The organism is Roseivirga spongicola, from assembly GCF_001592965.1.
In the GTDB taxonomy this organism is placed as follows: Bacteria; Bacteroidota; Bacteroidia; order Cytophagales; family Cyclobacteriaceae; genus Roseivirga; species Roseivirga spongicola.
The window spans coordinates 717,549-735,918 of record NZ_LRPC01000001.1; the positions used below are offsets into that span (position 1 = coordinate 717,549).

Here is an 18,370-nt window from a genome sequence, read left to right on the forward strand (position 1 = left end):
CTACTCAATCGGAAGACGCCCCAGCTTTGATTTTGCACCTAATAGGATGCTAAAAGCTGAACTTCGTTTTTAGCGCATAATGATGTCCCTTCCATAATCCCTGTAAATCACATCAGGCCAGATTACCACTAAAATAATTTACTTGCAACGTTGTTGCGATTAAAAGTCTATACTTTATGTTTGCATCATTGTTGCAAATGTAAATTTTAGAAATGATTAAAAAGGGATTTTTTTTAGTGGCTCTGGCTGCTGTAATGTTGGTATCATGCGATGATGATAATGGAAATGAACCAATTGAGATTGATACTGAAGGACAATTTGTCCGAATTCTTGCTTCGGATGTAGAGGCTAGCAATTACTACGTAATTAATCCTAGTGAGGGAACTTTGGAGACCGTTGCTGGGCAATATGCTGCAGGAAGATTATATACCAGCCCCAGCGGCAGATATGTTTCAGTAATCAATACTTCTGAAAATTCAGCTGCCTTCTTCGACAGTGGCATTGAAGGGCATGAAGACCATGCTCATATTAAAGGTACTCCCAAATGGGCCTTGACTAAATCTACTGGAAACAGACCTGTTCACTTCTATGGAAGAGGTGACAACATGCTTGTTTTCAACGATGGTGATGGTACTATTTCCCATTTTAAAGAAAGTACACTTCATTCTGAAGCATCGGCCAGAACCTTTAGCATTGGTACGGCCCATCATGGTGCACCTGCATTGTTCAAGAACGGTACTATTGCCGTTACCCAAAAAGACGGTAGTACTGCCTGGACTTTACCTGAAAGGGTTAGAGTCATTGATATGGACGGCAACGAACTTCACGCTTCCACAATACAAACTGGAGGTATTCATGGAGAAGCGGGTAATGGTGAAACTGTGCTATTCGGTTGTGTTGAGGGCATTCTTAGAGTAAATCAAGATGGAACTCAATCTTTAATTGCTAATCCTGCTTCGTTTGGCGATGAGTGGATCGGTTCAATTCTTTATGGTGCCGAAAGTGAAGTGTTTATCGGTTTCGATTCTGGTAGAGGTGTTTATGAGATAGACCTAGCTACTGAAACCATAGAAGTGATTGAAGAAAACGACAAATTGGTTGCCGCTACTTTCGACTGGGAAGGTCATAACCTCATCTTGGTTTACTCAGATGGTCTAGTTAAAGTATTAGATGGACACGGTTTTACAACTATCGCTTCTAAAAACTTAGAAATCAACTTCCCTGAGTCAGGTTCAACTGGCGCTCCTACATACGTTGCGAGTGAAGAGTTTCTATATATCTCAGATGGTATAAATGGCTCTATTAGCATGTACAAAAAGGAAAACCTTGAGTTTGTTTCAAGAATAGACCTACCTGGTAAACCAGCTAGGATGGCGCTAATGGGAAACTTGGCTCATGACGATCACGAACATTAATTAGTTTAGAGTAAGTAAAAGTGAAAGGAGGGAGCAAGTGCTCCCTCTTTTAGTTTAATATGAATTTTACCTGAACGCTAGCGTCAACTCTTATCTTCTCAAAACCAACTTCCGGTAGAGATTGATCATTCATTGAACCAGCTCCTCTTACCTTCATTTCCATATTATTGCTCCTGAACATTCTCGGGCTATCATACTCCTGAATATGTATAGCTCTACCAATGGTTTGATCTAAGGCTCCGGCCAACGAAGCAGCTTTCATTTTGGCATTTTTAATAGCCAATGCTTTTACCTCTAGCTTTAGCCCCTCCTCATCTGAATAAGCAACTCTATCTAAAGTCACATTCGAAATACCCATATCAGAAAGCTCTGTTATTACTTCACCAGCTTTAGCACCAGTACTTACCTGTATGGTATATTCTTTACTTTCGAACACATCAGTGCGCTTTAAAAAATAGAATTGAAAATTGCTCGAGAAATCGTTGAGTTTTACCTGCTTGTCTATGTCGATGCCGATTGACTCTAGTCTTCTGAGCATCTTTCTCTCTAAGCTTTGGATAGATTCGCGACCTTTATTGTCTTTTTCGTCAATTCGAATTTTCAGATAGATTTCATCAGGAACTACTTCTTTATAAGCAATCCCTGTTACCTCAATGTAATTCTGATCGATAAAATTTTTAGAATCCTGCCCTTTTACCAGAGCTACCACAAAAAATAGTGCGAGTATTAATATCTGCTTTTTCATAAGTGTCAATGTTTCCAATGGCACTTGCAATTACTTTGCCATGATCTACTATTTGGAGTTGACCAGGACAGTATCTGACATCACTATGAGAGTAAAACTCCTATCTAGAGAGGCTCCTAAAGTAAAATAACCAAAGTTTACCTTCTCTAAATCAGTGTTATTCCCTCTTCGAAAGCTAACTAGGTAACTTCCGTCAGTTTCAACTTCCTCAAGGTTAAATTTATCCTGAATCTTATTACCAGATTCAATAGAAATTTGAGCACTGATTGTATCTAGCCGACTAGGCCAATAGTAGACATCTCGAATAATATCATCTGAATTATTTATGATAGTAATGGATGGTTCATCTTTAGGAAAACATGACTGCAATATCATAATCAGAGACATCATCATTATCAAAGACTTGTGTGTTATATGCAACTTCATAATAACCTTTCTAATTTAAAATCAGCACGAATGATATTGATATACTGTCAGAACTCCAAAACACTCTCAGAATGCAAGGTTTTCCAGCTACCATTCTCTTTCCTAACTACTATATAGCCAATACTTCCTATTCTTCTCTTTTCATTTCCAAATTGAAAATCGATGGACGTCATGAACATTCCATTTCCTATAGACATTGGAGAGGAATACATAATCGAAACAGTTTTTCTTGAGGAATTATCATGGTTTTCGATCAACTCAAAGTTCCAAGTAATAGTATCAAGAACATGTTGCTGAGTACTATCTAAAGAGAATTGCTTTTGAAAGGTATTGCTGATTGAGCTAGCAAACATATTTAAATCTCTTTGGTCAAATGTATAACTTTCAAAAAGCAGGCTATATTCCTTCCCTAATCCCTCAATGATATCGCTAAATGCTACTTCATAAAAACCTTCATAGAAATTCATATCTGAGTCAAGGTCGCTAATATCAATATTCACACTACCATAAAGCCAATGATCTTGAGCAATCATCGCCCCAGATTCCAAAGTCTTATAATTCTCCCATGTGAATTCCATTCCTCCTAATGGTAAAATGGAAACCCACATTTTGACTGATGTTGGCCGATGATTTTCATCCAATATCCATACATAGGAATCTCCAGGAGTGGAGCCACCTGAGGTGTAGGTGACTTTCAGCCCTTGACGCCCGTCTTTAAGCTGCACAATGCTCCTTTCTGTTCCCGGGTCGAAGGCCTTAAATGGTGCATAAAGCCAAAAACTGTCATTATTAAAATAGTCCCAAGAGGTATTGATAAGCTCTTCAATTTCTTGAGAAGAATAGTTTTCTCCGTTCTGAACAATCCCCGATTTGTCTTCTGGCTTTAGAATTACTTCATGATTGTCCCATTTTACATTCACAACGTTTTCCATCTTATCCCACCTATATGAATGGATTCCTTTGAATGTCCAGCTAACTTCTGGTGTAACTTGCCAAGCTTCATAATTCAAAGACTCCATCATTTTCTCCGCCATTGCATCAGCTTCTGGCCCTGAAGTGCCTTCTGGGAGTTGTTCATTTTGGGTGATAAAGAAAATAAAGAGGAAGAAGATGAGCCCGAGAAAGACTATGCTTACAATGCGAAGTGTTCTTTTCATAACTAACTAAGTTAACGAGAGAAAAATAAAAGAAAGCCAATACTCTTTCATTTCCATGCTGAATTAAGTACACATGAGTAAACTAGAAAGATGTATAGTGCCACTAACTCTGTCTATTTCTCAGTAATAGAATTTCATATCATATTGTTCACAAAGGCAATACAGTGTATATGTTACGATTAATTATATAAGTCTTTACCACCATTCAACGGTTCACTCCAGAAACCTTACGGTTCATGTCGATCAGGTTTTTTGTTGTATTCAATCTTATCATCATTGTAATGTCAATACCGCTGAAGCAACGTGGTATTTGCCAAAGGTCAAAAACTATTAAGTTCTATCTGAGCCTAGGTTCAAGAAATAGTGGGATTGGTCTCCCACTTAAAGGAGCTTAAACAAAATGTTATTAAGATGAAAACTCAAAGAATGAAGAACAGAAGCCTGGTAATGGGAGTGGCAATAGCAATACTTGCCCTACTTTCATTTTCACACGATGTACAATCGCAAGTATCAAAAACATCAACCTCAATTTCCGTAAACCGTGGAGTTCACACGGTTTCTCATAAGAGCGGAAATCAACGCCTTAACCTTGAGTATGAAGGAGAAATAGTATTCACCGATGACGACAAAGCCATCAAATCTATTTCAAGAGGCGGTTACCTGCTCATTAGAAAAACCACTTTTGGCGATAGAAGAGAGGTACTGGCTGAGCCCAATTCTGATGGAACAATCAATTATGAATACCGAGTAGGTAGAAGCCGCCAAGATTGGGGCAAAGAGGGTCAAGAATTCCTAGCCAATGTGCTCATTGAAGTGATTCGCACCACAGGAATGGGTGCAGAAAGCCGAGTGGAAAGGTTCTATAAAAAAGGAGGTGTCAGTGCCGTAATGGAGGAGGTCAACCTCATCAGAAACGACCATGTTTCTAAAATTTACCTCGATGCCTTAATGGAAAACCATGACCTTAAAAGCAAGGAATTGGTAAATGTAGCCGCCTACATTACAAAGGAGATCGATTCTGACTATTACATTTCAGAGCTATTTAAAGATCATGGAGATAAGTTTTTAAAGAACGCTGAGTCTACCTCTGCTTTTTTAGATGCAGTAGCCAGAATGGATTCAGATCATTACGTTTCTATCATCCTAAAAAGAATGCTTAGAGAAGATTTAGACTCAGATGCCATGGCTAAAGTGCTTAAAGCTGCTTCTGGTATGGACTCAGACCATTATAAAACGGAAGTACTCAAGCAACTTCTCGATAGAAGAGATTTAGACGACAAAACAGTAGATCTAATTGTTAAATCTGCTTCAGATATAGACTCAGATCATTATGCTACTATCATTTTGAAGGATGCTTTAGATAGGCCAAACCTTTCTGATGAAGCCTTCAACAACCTAATGAATGCTATTTCTAGAATAGATTCTGACCATTATGTTACGGAGACTTTCCGTTCAATGCTCAGACAAAGGGAAGTGTCTGATAAGGTAGTTGCTGCTGTAATGGACAGAATAGAATATATGGACTCTGACCATTACAGACGAGTTATTTTGAACGACCTTTTTCAAAACAAGCAGGTTTCGGAAAAGCACTTTGAATCGCTGTTAAGAACTGTGGCCGACATGGATTCAGATCATTATGCCAGTGAAATTCTATCGTCTTTACTGAAAGACCAGCAACTGTCTCAAGAGTTATACACTAAAGTGCTAGATAGAGTGGCAAACATCGATTCTGACCACTACAAGGTGAAGATTTTAAAAGATGTGATTAAAGGTGACTTAACCAAGAATCATATGATGAGCCTACTAAAAGCTGCTGATAATATTGACTCTGACTACTACAAGTCTGAGGTGCTAAGAGGCGCTTGCGACTCAGTAAGAAAATTGAACGATGATCAGGTGAAAGACGAGTTTCGTTCGGTAGCGAGATCTATCCGCTCAGATACATACTATGGTCGTGTAGCACGTTGCATCGACTAGTGTTTTCTATCCTTGGGTGAGCCTCTAAAGAGCTTTAACTCGTCATACTGAACCTGATTCAGCATCTAATTCAGAATAGACTCTGAAATAAATTCAGGGTGACGATGGCAAGACTTGAAGCTCACCCTCATTTTTTCCTATCTTCAGTCAAATACATTTTAATGCCCAAACTGTTTCGTCTGCTTTTCTTTGTAGTGATAGGAGTGTTGTTTCTGTTCTATCTTTTCTACGCAGATAATAACGCGCTCCCGCATTTGGTGGAAGATGCGAATTTGTATGGTTTTACAGTTTTGGCTGCTTCAGGAATTGGCTTCGGCATAATAACTATTAATAGCTGGCTCAATGAGCAAATACCTTGGAGAAGTAATGTATTGGGCCGTTTCGTAGCTGGACTTTCACTAGACTTTGTTTTCTTAGGAGCCACTTTGTTGCTCTTTGGCTGGTTGGCCAATGTCTTAGGCCTAATCGATTACGACATGTTTCCAGAAGATATGTTCATTCGCCAAATTGAGCTTAAGCTCATAGTACTTTCGCTCATCACAATGTTCATTGTTACTTTAGTAGAATTCAACAGGTTCAGTTACAATGAATTTACAGTTGGGCAAATCAGAAAACTAAAGTCTCAAAGAAAGCAACTAGAGCTACAATTTGAAGCACTAAAAAGCCAGCTGAGCCCACACTATTTGTTCAACTCAATGAACACCATTTCATCTCTTGTGTATCGCGACCCGAACATTGCTGAAAACTTCATTCGAAACTTGGCCGAAACATTCAATTATGTTTTAAACACCAGAGAGGTGCAATTGGTAAAACTAGAAGAGGAAATTGAAGCACTAAAAGATTACGGATACTTGCTCACCATTAGATATGCAGATGCTATATCGCTCAATATTGAGGTAGATTCAGCATATAATAAGAAACCTGTTCCTCCATTAACGCTTCAACTGTTGGTTGAAAATGCTGTAAAGCACAATGTGATCAGTTCTGATGAACCATTGAAGATTCATATTCGAGCTACTGAGGAAGAAGTGATTGTACTGAACAATAAAACAGGTACGCCAAGCCAAACCGCTAGCCATAAAGTAGGGCTCGATAATATTAAAAATCGATATGCCTTTTTTACTCCAAAGGAGATTTCGATAGAGAATAACGACTATTTCGAGGTACGTTTACCCATGTTGTCTGCATGAAAAAGAACCTGATACATCAGCCCATATTCCGATTGGTGGTACCACCAATCTACGGCATAATGATGTACATGCTCATCTTGTTGCTCAACAATAGTTTGGCCCAATTAGACGATACCGTTTTCACCACAGAATTACTCGTTTGTGTTATTCTGGCTTATCTAATTTCGGAACCTCTTAGGTTGATCATTCGGGGTTTTGAACGAAAATCTGATGATGGACTACGAAGCTCCAGCACTATCGCAGCTCTACTGGTGACCAATTTGCTGGTTGGTTCACTCATTATATTGCTAGCCGCATACAGTTACTTCACGTACTATGAGGGATACATATACGAGGCCATTCTCACCAAAATGGTCATAGTGTATGGAATTAGCGGACTGCTATTTACTATGTTCTTTCTCAGCACTCACTTTCTGTCTGTAAAGAATGAATCTGAACTGAAGAAAGAAGACCTCAAGCGTCAAAACCTAGAGCATCAGCTGGAGATATTTAACAATGAAATCAACCCAGATTTGCTCTTTCAAAGCCTTGAGACATTAATCACCTTAGTGCATTATAATCAAGATAAGGCGGAAGACTTTGTGGATAGGCTTGCTGTGGTTTACCGATATATTCTGGAAAACCGCAAACGTGAGCTGGTTACTGTTAAGGACGAAATAAAAGCAGCAAAAAACCTGATGTATCTTTTTCAAGAAAGGTATCCAGACCAGTTGTACTTTAATGTAAAGAACGAATCGAAAAACTCAGAAAAGCTATTAGTGCCGAATGCGTTGCCCACCATGCTAGACTGCGTAATTAACAATAGTATAATTAGCGTGCATCAACCCTTAACAATTACTTTAGACGAGGATGGAGATGAAGGCTATTTGGTGATTCAATATTCGGATAATCAGAGGCTAAGCCAGAATAAATACATAAAGAATCGATGTAAAAACGTGCACAATGCCTTTGCATTTTTCTCCGACCGACCGGTGATAGAAATAAAGGCGTACGGCAGTGGCTTTGTGAAGCTTCCTTTGCTCGATATAAACGACAGAATATGAAGGTCTACATAATAGAAGATGAAATTCCAGCAGCGGAAAAAGTAGAAAGACTTCTCAAGCGCTATGATGAAAACATAGAAGTAATTGGCCGTGCTATGAGCGTAAAGCAAGCGGTTGACTGGGTGAAGAATGACGGTGAAGCAGACCTACTCTTCATGGACATTCAGCTTACTGATGGTTTAAGTTTCGACATCTTCAAAGAAGTGAACCTGGAAATTCCTGTGGTTTTCACTACTGCCTATAATGAATACGCTATTGAGGCTTTTAAGGCCAATGGTATTGACTATCTGCTGAAACCCATTTCTTTTGAAGCCATTTCTGAAAGTATTGAGAAGTTCAAGTCGCTTAAAAATAGATTACAAGATCAAGGTCAGGCCGAAGTAAACTCTATTATAGACCTGCAAAGTGCCTTGCAGATGCTTAGCAAGCGAGACTATAAAACTCGCTTTATGGTGAAGATTGGGGAGCACATTAAGTCGGTGACTACCGATACCATAGACCTGTTTTATGCTGAAGGCAGAAACGCCTACATAGTTACCAATGAGGGCCGGAGACTGATCATAGACTACAAACTGGAGACTTTGGAAGAGATGCTCGACCCGAAGAAGTTCTTCCGCGTTAACCGAACTTTTATTGTAGAAATAGACTCCATTAAAGATGTTCTTGTCTACTCCAATAGCCGTCTAAAAATTATCCTTAAACAGAGTTTCGACAGAGAAATCATTGTAAGCCGGGAAAAGGTAAATGCCTTTAAGGTTTGGTTTGATGGTGAGGCATGATTTAGAAGCCTAACTGTCATTTTTTAAAAATAAAGACCACCCGTGTGATGGTCTTTTTGCCAAACTCTATCTCAGTTTGAGAATGAGCTTATTATACTTTTTGAACTTGCCTTACCTCTTCTACCAACTTTTTGGCTCTAAGTTCTAAAGTTTGCTCCTCAATAGGCACATGTACTTTCTCTAACAACTCGCTTAAATCAGCAGAGTGTGCTGTACTTTTCAAAGCCTTTAAGTCGTAATGCACAAACTTAGACCAAAGCACTGCCTTAATATGCTCTTCATTTGAGTCTAGCATTACAATCTCGGCTTTTACTGATCTATCAGAAAAGTCAATCAACCTACTTTGCACTTTAACCTTTTCCATTACCACAGCTGGTTTCAGATAAACTATTTCACTGTGACCGACAACCCAAGACTTACCATGCTGTTTTGCCATGTTGAAGATATTCAAACCATACTCTTCTATAAGATGATCTTCCCTAGCGTTGATCATATAGTCCAAGTATTTAGAGTTATTCAAATGACCAAATGGATCACAATCTTGAAAGCGAATTATCTTCTCAGTAATGGGTTGCTTGTTATATGTCATTAGATTAAATTTTACCGACCAGTCGGTCTATTATAAGTCAAATTTTTTATGAATTCAGAATGGTTTCTATAAAGCGCTTTTGTAACGACAGATATTTAACATCCTTATGAGCCTTACTTAAAACATAGGCTCCTTCAAACATAGAATAAAGTTCTTCCGCCTTAATCTGTGCATTCTTTACCCCCCTTCTTTCCAGATACCCTTCCAAGTTATTTTGCCAGCCAATAAACACCTTTGCACAGGCCTCTCGAATCTCTTCATCTATAGTACCTGCCGCCATAGCCACCGCAGCAATAGGGCACCCATCTTCGAAATTAGACTTTAGCAGCTCGTCCACCATTACATCTATCATATCAGATAAACCTTGTTCGGCTGTCTTTCCTCTTAAGGCTTCTCCGTATTTTTGCATCTGATTTTCTCCTCCATAATAAACGGCCTCACGGATGAGCTCATCCTTGCCCTTAGGAAAATGATGATACAAGCTACCTTTAGGAACGCCTACTTGTTTGAGTACCTCATTAATCCCCGTGCCGAAGTAACCTTTCTTTCGGATTAAGTCAGAAGTGACATTAATTAAGCGCTCACGGGTATTCATGATGTAAACATACACAATTAGACCAAAAGGTCTAGACATTCGTGTCATTCCTTTAATAAATTAGTAGGCAATCCTTCTTTGACACACTACAAACTAGTTTTAATTCTAGTGGTACAAAACCCTTTCGCCCTAATGTGCTAAGCAATCAAGCGATCAGCAGCCTACCTGGAATTCTTACCTACTATTTTCAGATCCCTTATATACTGATATATTTACCCCATGAGTCCAACGCTTGTCATTGCCTTAATTGGCGGATACTTTCTGATGCTGATCATTATTGCACGATTGACTTCTAGAGGTGCCAACACACAGACTTTCTTTACTGCTAACCGACAAAGCCCTTGGTATTTAGTGGCTTTCGGAATGATTGGCGCTTCACTCTCAGGGGTCACATTCATCTCTGTTCCTGGCGAAGTGGGTAATAGCTTCTTTTCATACTTTCAGGTAGTGATTGGTTACCTGCTGGGTTATTTAGTGATTGCCACCGTCCTAATGCCACTTTATTACCGACTCAATCTAGTTTCTATTTATGGCTATCTGGAACAGCGTTTCGGCTTTTGGTCTTACAAGACAGGTTCTGGGTTCTTCTTACTGTCAAGAGTAGTTGGAGCAAGTTTCAGGCTCTTCTTAGTAGCAATAGTACTTCAAACGGCTTTGTTCGATGCCTTTGGCATACCGTTTTGGGTAAGTGTAATGGTCACTATTCTGCTCATTTGGGTTTACACCTTTAAGGGTGGCATCAAAACCATAGTTTGGACGGATACTTTACAAACACTCTTTATGCTGACTGCAGTGACAGTGACCATATTCATCATTATACGCGAAATGGATTGGTCACTTGGAGAAGCTATCAGCAATATTCAAGAGAGTGAAATGTCGAAGATTTTCTATTGGGACTGGGGTAGTGCGAGGTTTTTTCCAAAGCAGTTTATCTCTGGTGCTTTAATTGCCATTGTAATGACTGGGTTGGACCAAGATATGATGCAGAAAAACCTGACCTGCAGAAACCTGAAAGAGGCTCAGAAAAACATTTTCGGATTCAGTGTTGTGCTCATTTTTGCTAATCTACTATTCCTTGGGATGGGTGCCCTCTTGTTTATTTACGCTGAGAGTAAGGGAATTGAAATCCCTGCCAGAACGGATACCCTTTACCCACTATTGGCTCTAAACCATCTCGGTACTTTTGCGGGAGTGGTATTTTTATTGGGAATTATTGCCGCAGCTTATTCTAGCGCAGACTCAGCACTGACAGCCTTAACCACCGCATTCTGTGTAGACTTTTTGAACTTCGAAAAGAAGGAAGAAGCCGAAAAGAAAAAGACTCGACTCAAAGTTCATATTGGCTTTTCTGTACTGTTGTTTCTAGTCATTCTAGTCTTCAATGCTATTAATGATGATAGCGTGATCAACTCTATCTTTAAAGCTGCTGGCTATACTTACGGACCACTCTTGGGCCTTTTCAGCTTTGGCTTGTTAACGAAAAGATCGGTAATGGATAAGTATGTGCTTCCTGTTTGCTTGGCCGCACCTATACTTTCTTATTTCATAGATTTAGCTAGTGGAAGCTGGTTTGGGTTCTTTATTCTGGCACTGAACGGAGCACTGACTTTTATAGGGTTGTTCTTGATTTCAAAAAAGGGGTAAACACTTTGAATAGCATGGGCATAAGTGGTTAGAAAACCACTGAACCAGAGGATCTTCCACTTACTCACTGGCCAACAAAGGCAAAACGGAAATGCTCTAAATTGACAGCTGTATGAAAACTGCAGCAATTCGCATACCCAGCTTTATTCTGATAGCTTCAGGGATAATTTTCCTAAGCATATGGCTAATGAACTCTCCTCAGTTCGTTAGCAATCGCTCATTAATTGCCTTTGGTAGTTCAGTAGATCTAGTTCTGATTATTCCACTGGTCTACTTTCTATTCATCAGAAAGACTTCTATTCCGAAAATCACTGTGGTGCCTGTCTTTATTCTCAGCCTAACTTTGGCATTCCAAATAATTCCGTCCAATTACCATAATACCTTAAGCATTATTGAGATGACGGTTGCACCATTAGAGCTGGCAATCATAGGATTTCTGATCTACAAGGTGAGTCAGATCAACAGACAGTTGGAAAGGTCAAAAGCAACACTTAGAGATTTTCCAGAGCGAATTAAAGAGGTGCTAATAGATCTAAAAACAAAACCATTATTAGCCAATGTAGCTGCCTCAGAATCATCTCTCTTTTACTACACCATCATGGGATGGAAGCAGCCGACAGCTCTAGATGAGCTTCAGTTTAGCTATTATCAAAAGTCTGGTTACAAATCTGTGTTTGTTCTGGTGCTATTTCTCCTTCCTGTGGAGACCTTCGTATTGCACTATTGGCTGATGACCATTAGCCCCGTGCTAGCCTGGGTTCTTACAGGGCTCAGCCTTTATAGTTTATTCTTCGTTTTTGGTGACAGAAACGCAATGCGACACCGACCAATAGAGTTAGAAGCAGACCACATAAAAATGAACATAGGCATTAGATGGGCGTTTGAGCTTCCTTATGAATCCATCAAGAGAATTGAATTAAGAGAAGGAGATGAGCATAGCGAGAAATTTGTTAACCTGAGTTCTTTTGGGGCTGGCAATGTTGTCATCAGTCTTAAGGAAAAAACAAAGGTTCAGGGAATTTATGGCATTAAAAAAAGCACCGATAAATTGGTGCTTTCTATAGATAATAGTGATAAATTCTTTGAGTTAGTTTCTGAACGAATTACTCCGTAATCTTCTTCCTAAGCTTAATTTTAGAGGCGTTCTTTCTTCTCCTCATATTCAGGATTTCAACCGTTAGGGAGAAAAATACTGCAAAGTAGATGTAGCCTTTTTCAATGTGCTTGCCTAGACCTTCGAGTACAAGCATAAAACCAATCAAGATTAGGAAAGACATTGCCAACATCTGAAGTGTAGGGTGCTTATTGATGAACGCACTGATTTTTCCGGCAAAAGTCATCATCACAATCATGGCAATGGTTACCGCCACAATCATAATCAAAATGTGCTCAGTAAGACCAACTGCTGTCAAAATAGAGTCGAAAGAGAAGACAACATCGAGTGCTACAATTTGAAGAATAACCTTGCCCATGGTAGCCACCACTTTTGTTTTAGACTCATGCTCTTGCACCTCTAGCGACTCGTGGATTTCGGTGGTGCTCTTTCCAATAAGAAATAGCCCACCTATCATAAGAATTAAATCTTTGATGCTCACATCATGATCGAACATTGTAAACAATGGTTCTGTGAATCCGATAATCCAGCTGATTCCTAAAAGCAGCCCCACACGCATAATAAGCGCCAAAGCCAAACCTAAATTTCTAGCTTTTGATTGCTGCTTTTCTGGTAGCCTATTAGAAATTATGGAGATAAAAATGATGTTATCTACCCCCAAAACAATTTCTAAAAATGTAAGGGTTAAGAGGGCAATAATGCCTTCTGATGACAATAAAACTTCCATATTTAGTTAGTCTTCTTTTCTACTTTAAATTCATTGGAGTAACCCAATATCGATTTATTTATAAACCTTCTAACAGGCCTTTCAAGGTTCTTTTGTTTGCGGTCTACTGTAATTCTTAACTTCAATGCCACAGCATCTTTCTTAATCATATCAACCTTCAGGCTGAAATTTTCGAGGTTAATATCTTTGAATTCGCTTTTTAAAGAATCGATCAAGTAATCTTCAAAATGATCTATATCCCCGAGCGTTTCGGGTAGCATTTCAAAATCGAAGCTAAGCTTTTTAAAGTCCTTTTTAGAACTATTCACTACAGAAGAAGCAGCCATTAAAGAGTTCGGCACATACACTATCTCGTCTTCATCGTTCAGCAGAACTACGTTCATCAGGTTTATGTCCATAATTCTACCTTCGAACTCATCTACCTTAATATAGTCTTTGAGCGAAAACTGATTAGAGAACATCCAGATTATACCATTAATACTGTTAACGATATACTCTCTGAAGGTAATGGCAATGGCCGCAGCTACAATACTTATAGAGGTTAGAAAATCTGTTGGGTCTACATCGAAGTAATAGAGTATGGCCAAAAAAGTAACAAAAACTGAAAGAATAGAGGCAATTCTATTTATACCCAAAATGTAGTTATCCTTAAAGTCAGACTCGAGCTGCCTTCTTTTCAGGTATAAATACACCAAAGAAATACGAACAGAAGAAACTATAAGTACCCCAATGAGATAGTAGAGAATGGTAGGCACAATATTACCTTCTTCCCTCAGGTTCTTGAAGGCATCAGGATACTTGTAGCGTAAAAATAGGCCAGCAATCAACAGTATTAGCTTGATAAAAAAGTAGACAACTCTCCTTTTCTCACGCTTAGTTTGATCTAACGGCCGATTGACTTTTGGTTTGTTCACCATAATGAAATTACAGAAACGAAATTAGTTGAAAAAGAACAAATCAAAGGGCAAGTTCATTGCTTGGATCCCAAAAAATTTTGCTGAAATCTTTAATCTTATCACCCTCAACTTCTACGCCTTCCGCCTCCAATTGTTCTTGCATGAGGCTGGGCGTTTCAAAATGATGTTTTCCGGTTAAAACACCTGCTCGATTAACCACTCTGTGTGCTGGCACATCTGGTATAGTATGAGCGGCATTCATAGCCCAACCAACCATTCGGGCACTTCCTTTTACTCCTAAATAGTTGGCAATGGCTCCATAGCTAGTGGCCCTGCCTACCGGAATTAGCCTGACAACTTCATAAACGTCATTAAAAAAATTGGTGTGATCTTTCGCCATACACAGGCAAACATAAAAGATATTTACTTAACACATAACTCTTTAGCAGCTTAGTAAAAGACAACTTGGCTTTCTGCTATAATAGGTTAGTTTCCCACGCTTATCGTAAATTGAGACAAACTAGTAACATCTGTATGGCAGAGAAAAAGGAAGAATTTAGTAATCGGTGGGGAATTATTCTTGCCGCATTAGGAATGGCGATTGGTGCTGGAAACCTCTGGAGATTCCCTAGAATTGCTGGAGAACACGGAGGAACATTCATTATTCTATGGATGTTTTTTCTGGTTATTTGGTCCATTCCATTACTTATGGCAGAACTGGCCATTGGTAAGTATTATAGAAAAGGCACAATAGGCTCTTTAGGTAGCCTTTCTGGTAAAAAATTTAACTGGATGGGTACTTTCGTTACCCTAGTAACGGTGGGTATTGCCTTTTACTATTCGGTAGTAACGGGCTGGTCTTTGAGGTACTTTCTATTGAACACTCAAAACCTTGTTGACTATATTTTTGGCTCTGGTGCCATGAACGACAAGTTTGCCGACCCTTCAGTAAACTTTATGGATAACTTCTGGGCAAACCTATCCAATTCTAGTTGGGAAGCCGTGGTTTGTTACATGATCACCATTACCGTAGCCATTTGGGTATTGGGTAAAGGAATCAAAAAAGGACTGGAAAAAACCAATAGAATTTTAATACCTACACTTTTTACTCTTTTACTTGTTGTGGCCGCTTTTGCCATTCAAATGCCAGGTGGGGTTGAAGGGCTAGAATATCTATTCACTATAGACGTTGAGAAGTTCAAAGATCCAATTATTTGGATTGAAGCCATTACGGACTCTGCATGGAGTACTGGTGCAGGTTGGGGTTTGATGATTACCATCGGTTCTTTCTCTAGACAGAAGGAAGATGTGACATTAAATACTTTCCTAGGTGCATTTGGTAACAACACTGCTGCACTTTTGGCTGCAATGGCCATATTACCAGCTGTTTTTGCCATGGCTGCGACACCTACTGAAGCCATAGACTTCTTGCATGGAGGTAATACAGCACTAGTATTCACTATTCTGCCGCAGCTTTTTGCGCAAATGCCAGGGGGGCCTTTCCTTTCTTGGATATTCTTTGGCGCCTTTGCCATGGCAGCATTCAGCTCCATTTTACCAATGATGCAGCTGATTATAAAGAACCTTACTGACTACGAAATACCGAAAAAGAAAGCAGCCATTATTGCTGGAGCAGCCTGTTTTATCGTTGGCTTTCCTTCAGCTTGGTGGTTAGATTTCTTCGAGAATCAGGATTGGGTTTGGGGTGTAGGACTCTTGGTGAGTGGAATTTTCATCTCCTTCCTCATTATCCGTTATGGCCCAATGAAATTCAAAAAGGACTTTATCGACCAGAACTCTGACTTTAAAGTATCTAAGCTATACTTCGCAGGAATGATCTACTTCAACTTTGTGGCAGGTCTATTCTTAGTGTATTGGTGGATGAACCAAGGTTATAGTGAATACCCGTGGTTCGATGCTGAGGGTAATTGGAACCTCTTCGATAGGTTCAGTAACGCTACAATAGTTACACAGTGGGCAATCGCACTAGTTATTGCCGTATTATTTAATGGATGGTTCTACCGAAAATTCGTGAAGAAATGAGCAGTGAAGCAATAATAGGAATGATAATATGCCTTTCAATTACTTTGGGGGGCTTCTTAACCTTTCTTTGGATAGCATTAAATGCTGATAAGAAGAGTAAAAAATAGAATTGGTTATTCCTTCTTAATCAGAAGGCACAAAACAATAGTCGGTACTTTCAAATATATCTGAGGGTACTGACTACCCTGCCAAAAATTATAGCTTGGGCTGAATCGTTACTTCTTCTTCCAATGCTTTTGGATGGTCTTTAGCATTTTAGGTTGAGTAGCGTTGCCTGCTACAATTTCTCTACCGAACAGGAAGTCATTCCCTCCATTAAAGTCGGTCACTTTTCCTCCGGCTTCTTGCACAATCAGTGCTCCAGCTGCCACATCCCAAGCATTAAGGTTATACTCGAAAAAGCCTTCAAAACGACCACAGGCAGTATAGGCTAAGTCTACCGCAGCACTTCCCATTCTCCTCAGCCCGTGAGTATTTTGCATAAAATCATTGAGAATGGCCAAGTAATTATTCATCTGCTCAAAATCATAATAAGGAAAGCCAGTGGCTAAAAGGGCTTTATCTAATTCCCTGCTAGGAGAAACCTTAATTGGCATATGGTTAAGAAAAGCACCTTCACCTTTAGAAGCATGGAAGCACTCATCTCTATTCAACTCATACACCACGCCAAGAGCCAATTCATTCCTCTTCATTAAGGCTACGGAAATAGCATAAATCGGTAAGCCATGTGTGAAGTTTGTGGTGCCATCTAACGGATCTATAATCCAGTTATAGCTGTCAGATTTTTTGGTAGAAGTTCCTTCTTCAGCAATAAAACCGCTACCAGGAAGCATTTCAGAAAGCCCTTTAACTAGACGTTTTTCAGCTTCCTTATCAACATAAGAAACAAGATCATTCTTGCCCTTGTACTCAATTTTGGAGTGGTCGAATTTCAGAGACTCTTCACGAATGAAGTCGCCAGTTTCTTTTACTAGAACAATAAGGTCTTGAAGTAGTCTTTGCATGGGTAGGTGATTTGTTGCAAATATACGGTTTGCTATTTGGGGAAGTAGAAGACTTTGGATAATATCATTTTTCGATAAACGCTATGTTCGATAAATTAAAAAGACCCTTTAAAGACTTTCTTGAACTTATTGAATCCTTAAAAACAGAAACAAAGTTTTCTCCATCAGATCCATTACGATTCACATCTATTCGCTATCTCAATGGCCACGAAGTTCTCGACAGAGACCCTGAGCGATTCAGAAGAGCTCTGATGATTCAAGGTATTTCTGAAGATCAAATAAAATTTGGCCAGCACCTACAATTTACCAATGAGCTAAGAATTATTGATAATAAAGTGGTAGAGGTCATTGAACACTGCGCGGATCAGGCTGAGAGTGTTGGACAGAATGTAGAATATGATCTACCTATTGAGGACTGGCCTGACCATAAGTATTTTTTTCTTATTCCAGATAAGGGAGGTCCACATCAGATTGGAGGTGAATGCCCGAAACCAATTGTATTTGACAGTAAATATGGCTTTAGTTTCATAGCATCTATAGACGGTACCGATCCATTTTTTAGTTGGGTTGAAACGGACGAATTGAACATCTTTTATCCTCTCAATACCTGCTGCCTTAGCGGGCTATTTATCGATTGGAAAAATGAAAAAGAACCAATTGTGCTCAACCCAGAAGTAATGACCGATGCTTGGAGGACTAATTATGTTGATGGTTCAGAGGTTGGAGTATTTAAAGGAATCAACTATAAAAGCACCGATGACGTTGATGTTAACCTATTAAAGGATGAATTTGGAGATACTCACATTTGCGGAGTTCCTATGTGGTATCAGGCACCTGATATTCCTGTTTGCCCTAAAACAGGAAATGTGATGAGATATGTTACCACCATTAAGTCAAACGTTAAAAACGAACTTATTGAAGGCACGTCCGTCTTCGGAGATTATTTAACCTTTATGGACGTGGGCTTCCTTTATGTTTTCTGGGAGCCCACGTCCAATATAATGTATCTAACGGCTCAATGTTAGG

18 protein-coding genes are annotated in these 18,370 nt (G+C 39.3%); 9 read left to right on the top strand and 9 right to left on the bottom strand.

Annotated features, from left to right (window positions below; all coding sequences use genetic code 11):
* Positions 1 to 212: 212 nt before the first annotated feature.
* On the top strand, positions 213 to 1,415 hold the full coding sequence (locus AWW68_RS03235; RefSeq protein ID WP_068216513.1) for a hypothetical protein: 1,203 nt from the start codon (positions 213 to 215) through the stop codon (positions 1,413 to 1,415).
* A gap of 49 nt (positions 1,416 to 1,464) precedes the next feature.
* Here the strand turns inward: AWW68_RS03235 and AWW68_RS03240 are convergent, their stop codons facing one another.
* The 3 genes from AWW68_RS03240 to AWW68_RS20220 are packed head-to-tail and all read right to left on the bottom strand — an operon-like array spanning position 1,465 to position 3,743.
* Positions 1,465 to 2,160: an SIMPL domain-containing protein gene (locus AWW68_RS03240; RefSeq protein ID WP_068216515.1), complete on the bottom strand. Its 696-nt coding sequence runs from the start codon at positions 2,158 to 2,160 to the stop codon at positions 1,465 to 1,467.
* A gap of 48 nt (positions 2,161 to 2,208) precedes the next feature.
* Complete coding sequence (locus AWW68_RS03245; RefSeq protein WP_157717504.1) at positions 2,209 to 2,586, bottom strand: hypothetical protein; 378 nt, start codon at positions 2,584 to 2,586, stop codon at positions 2,209 to 2,211.
* A gap of 47 nt (positions 2,587 to 2,633) precedes the next feature.
* Positions 2,634 to 3,743 (bottom strand): hypothetical protein, encoded by a 1,110-nt coding sequence (locus AWW68_RS20220; protein ID WP_068216519.1) that lies wholly within the window; start codon positions 3,741 to 3,743, stop codon positions 2,634 to 2,636.
* 426 nt (positions 3,744 to 4,169) lie between these two features.
* Between AWW68_RS20220 and AWW68_RS03255 the strand changes: the two genes are divergently transcribed.
* The 4 genes from AWW68_RS03255 to AWW68_RS03270 all read left to right on the top strand — a co-directional run bounded on the left by AWW68_RS03255 (position 4,170) and on the right by AWW68_RS03270 (position 8,732).
* Positions 4,170 to 5,720, top strand: coding sequence for a hypothetical protein (locus AWW68_RS03255; RefSeq protein ID WP_221405966.1), 1,551 nt, complete (start codon positions 4,170 to 4,172; stop codon positions 5,718 to 5,720).
* A gap of 161 nt (positions 5,721 to 5,881) precedes the next feature.
* A complete protein-coding gene (locus AWW68_RS03260; protein WP_157717505.1) occupies positions 5,882 to 6,910 on the top strand; it encodes a sensor histidine kinase in 1,029 nt (342 codons plus the stop codon).
* On the top strand, positions 6,907 to 7,953 hold the full coding sequence (locus AWW68_RS03265; protein WP_068216525.1) for a histidine kinase: 1,047 nt from the start codon (positions 6,907 to 6,909) through the stop codon (positions 7,951 to 7,953). Before AWW68_RS03260 ends, AWW68_RS03265 begins: the two co-directional genes overlap by 4 nt.
* Positions 7,950 to 8,732: a LytR/AlgR family response regulator transcription factor gene (locus tag AWW68_RS03270; protein ID WP_068216527.1), complete on the top strand. Its 783-nt coding sequence runs from the start codon at positions 7,950 to 7,952 to the stop codon at positions 8,730 to 8,732. Before AWW68_RS03265 ends, AWW68_RS03270 begins: the two co-directional genes overlap by 4 nt.
* 91 nt (positions 8,733 to 8,823) lie before the next feature.
* Here the strand turns inward: AWW68_RS03270 and AWW68_RS03275 are convergent, their stop codons facing one another.
* Both AWW68_RS03275 and AWW68_RS03280 read right to left on the bottom strand, forming a co-directional pair.
* The gene (locus tag AWW68_RS03275; RefSeq protein ID WP_068216529.1) at positions 8,824 to 9,321 is read right to left on the bottom strand and encodes an acyl-CoA thioesterase; all 498 of its coding nucleotides are present in this window, start codon (positions 9,319 to 9,321) and stop codon (positions 8,824 to 8,826) included.
* Between the two features lie 46 nt (positions 9,322 to 9,367).
* Positions 9,368 to 9,955: a TetR/AcrR family transcriptional regulator gene (locus AWW68_RS03280; RefSeq protein ID WP_068216531.1), complete on the bottom strand. Its 588-nt coding sequence runs from the start codon at positions 9,953 to 9,955 to the stop codon at positions 9,368 to 9,370.
* 180 nt (positions 9,956 to 10,135) lie between these two features.
* Here AWW68_RS03280 and AWW68_RS03285 point away from each other — a divergent pair, with 180 nt between their 5' ends.
* Positions 10,136 to 11,560, top strand: coding sequence for a sodium:solute symporter (locus tag AWW68_RS03285; protein WP_068216533.1), 1,425 nt, complete (start codon positions 10,136 to 10,138; stop codon positions 11,558 to 11,560).
* 112 nt (positions 11,561 to 11,672) lie between these two features.
* Positions 11,673 to 12,674 (top strand): hypothetical protein, encoded by a 1,002-nt coding sequence (locus AWW68_RS03290; RefSeq protein WP_157717506.1) that lies wholly within the window; start codon positions 11,673 to 11,675, stop codon positions 12,672 to 12,674.
* Here the strand turns inward: AWW68_RS03290 and AWW68_RS03295 are convergent.
* Genes AWW68_RS03295 through AWW68_RS03305 form a run of 3 tightly spaced genes read right to left on the bottom strand, consistent with a single transcriptional unit; the run spans position 12,664 to position 14,697 of the window.
* Complete coding sequence (locus tag AWW68_RS03295; protein ID WP_068216538.1) at positions 12,664 to 13,401, bottom strand: TerC family protein; 738 nt, start codon at positions 13,399 to 13,401, stop codon at positions 12,664 to 12,666. The genes AWW68_RS03290 and AWW68_RS03295 overlap by 11 nt on opposite strands.
* Positions 13,402 to 13,403: 2 nt before the next feature.
* Positions 13,404 to 14,318 (bottom strand): mechanosensitive ion channel family protein, encoded by a 915-nt coding sequence (locus tag AWW68_RS03300; RefSeq protein ID WP_068216540.1) that lies wholly within the window; start codon positions 14,316 to 14,318, stop codon positions 13,404 to 13,406.
* 40 nt (positions 14,319 to 14,358) lie between these two features.
* On the bottom strand, positions 14,359 to 14,697 hold the full coding sequence (locus AWW68_RS03305) for an MGMT family protein (protein WP_068216542.1): 339 nt from the start codon (positions 14,695 to 14,697) through the stop codon (positions 14,359 to 14,361).
* A gap of 134 nt (positions 14,698 to 14,831) precedes the next feature.
* On the opposite strand from AWW68_RS03305, the gene AWW68_RS03310 reads away from it, so the two are divergent.
* Positions 14,832 to 16,340, top strand: coding sequence for a sodium-dependent transporter (locus AWW68_RS03310; protein ID WP_068216543.1), 1,509 nt, complete (start codon positions 14,832 to 14,834; stop codon positions 16,338 to 16,340).
* Positions 16,341 to 16,555: 215 nt separating this feature from the next.
* Here the strand turns inward: AWW68_RS03310 and AWW68_RS03315 are convergent, their stop codons facing one another.
* Positions 16,556 to 17,344 carry an inositol monophosphatase family protein gene (locus AWW68_RS03315; protein ID WP_068216545.1) on the bottom strand — a complete coding sequence of 263 codons (789 nt, stop codon included), beginning with the start codon at positions 17,342 to 17,344 and terminating at the stop codon, positions 16,556 to 16,558.
* A gap of 83 nt (positions 17,345 to 17,427) precedes the next feature.
* Here AWW68_RS03315 and AWW68_RS03320 point away from each other — a divergent pair, with 83 nt between their 5' ends.
* Positions 17,428 to 18,369, top strand: a complete 942-nt coding sequence (locus AWW68_RS03320) for a hypothetical protein (protein WP_068216547.1) — start codon at positions 17,428 to 17,430, stop codon at positions 18,367 to 18,369.
* Position 18,370: the final 1 nt, after the last annotated feature.

What these genes read in the sequence shown, in the direction of transcription:
- AWW68_RS03235 (WP_068216513.1), top strand. Translation starts at nt 213, where the DNA reads ATGATTAAAAAGGGATTTTTTTTAGTGGCTCTGGCTGCTGTAATGTTG.
- AWW68_RS03240 (WP_068216515.1), bottom strand. Translation starts at nt 2,160, where the DNA reads ATGAAAAAGCAGATATTAATACTCGCACTATTTTTTGTGGTAGCTCTG.
- AWW68_RS03245 (WP_157717504.1), bottom strand. Translation starts at nt 2,586, where the DNA reads ATGAAGTTGCATATAACACACAAGTCTTTGATAATGATGATGTCTCTG.
- AWW68_RS20220 (WP_068216519.1), bottom strand. Translation starts at nt 3,743, where the DNA reads ATGAAAAGAACACTTCGCATTGTAAGCATAGTCTTTCTCGGGCTCATC.
- AWW68_RS03255 (WP_221405966.1), top strand. Translation starts at nt 4,170, where the DNA reads ATGAAGAACAGAAGCCTGGTAATGGGAGTGGCAATAGCAATACTTGCC.
- AWW68_RS03260 (WP_157717505.1), top strand. Translation starts at nt 5,882, where the DNA reads ATGCCCAAACTGTTTCGTCTGCTTTTCTTTGTAGTGATAGGAGTGTTG.
- AWW68_RS03265 (WP_068216525.1), top strand. Translation starts at nt 6,907, where the DNA reads ATGAAAAAGAACCTGATACATCAGCCCATATTCCGATTGGTGGTACCA.
- AWW68_RS03270 (WP_068216527.1), top strand. Translation starts at nt 7,950, where the DNA reads ATGAAGGTCTACATAATAGAAGATGAAATTCCAGCAGCGGAAAAAGTA.
- AWW68_RS03275 (WP_068216529.1), bottom strand. Translation starts at nt 9,321, where the DNA reads ATGACATATAACAAGCAACCCATTACTGAGAAGATAATTCGCTTTCAA.
- AWW68_RS03280 (WP_068216531.1), bottom strand. Translation starts at nt 9,955, where the DNA reads ATGTCTAGACCTTTTGGTCTAATTGTGTATGTTTACATCATGAATACC.
- AWW68_RS03285 (WP_068216533.1), top strand. Translation starts at nt 10,136, where the DNA reads ATGAGTCCAACGCTTGTCATTGCCTTAATTGGCGGATACTTTCTGATG.
- AWW68_RS03290 (WP_157717506.1), top strand. Translation starts at nt 11,673, where the DNA reads ATGAAAACTGCAGCAATTCGCATACCCAGCTTTATTCTGATAGCTTCA.
- AWW68_RS03295 (WP_068216538.1), bottom strand. Translation starts at nt 13,401, where the DNA reads ATGGAAGTTTTATTGTCATCAGAAGGCATTATTGCCCTCTTAACCCTT.
- AWW68_RS03300 (WP_068216540.1), bottom strand. Translation starts at nt 14,318, where the DNA reads ATGGTGAACAAACCAAAAGTCAATCGGCCGTTAGATCAAACTAAGCGT.
- AWW68_RS03305 (WP_068216542.1), bottom strand. Translation starts at nt 14,697, where the DNA reads ATGGCGAAAGATCACACCAATTTTTTTAATGACGTTTATGAAGTTGTC.
- AWW68_RS03310 (WP_068216543.1), top strand. Translation starts at nt 14,832, where the DNA reads ATGGCAGAGAAAAAGGAAGAATTTAGTAATCGGTGGGGAATTATTCTT.
- AWW68_RS03315 (WP_068216545.1), bottom strand. Translation starts at nt 17,344, where the DNA reads ATGCAAAGACTACTTCAAGACCTTATTGTTCTAGTAAAAGAAACTGGC.
- AWW68_RS03320 (WP_068216547.1), top strand. Translation starts at nt 17,428, where the DNA reads ATGTTCGATAAATTAAAAAGACCCTTTAAAGACTTTCTTGAACTTATT.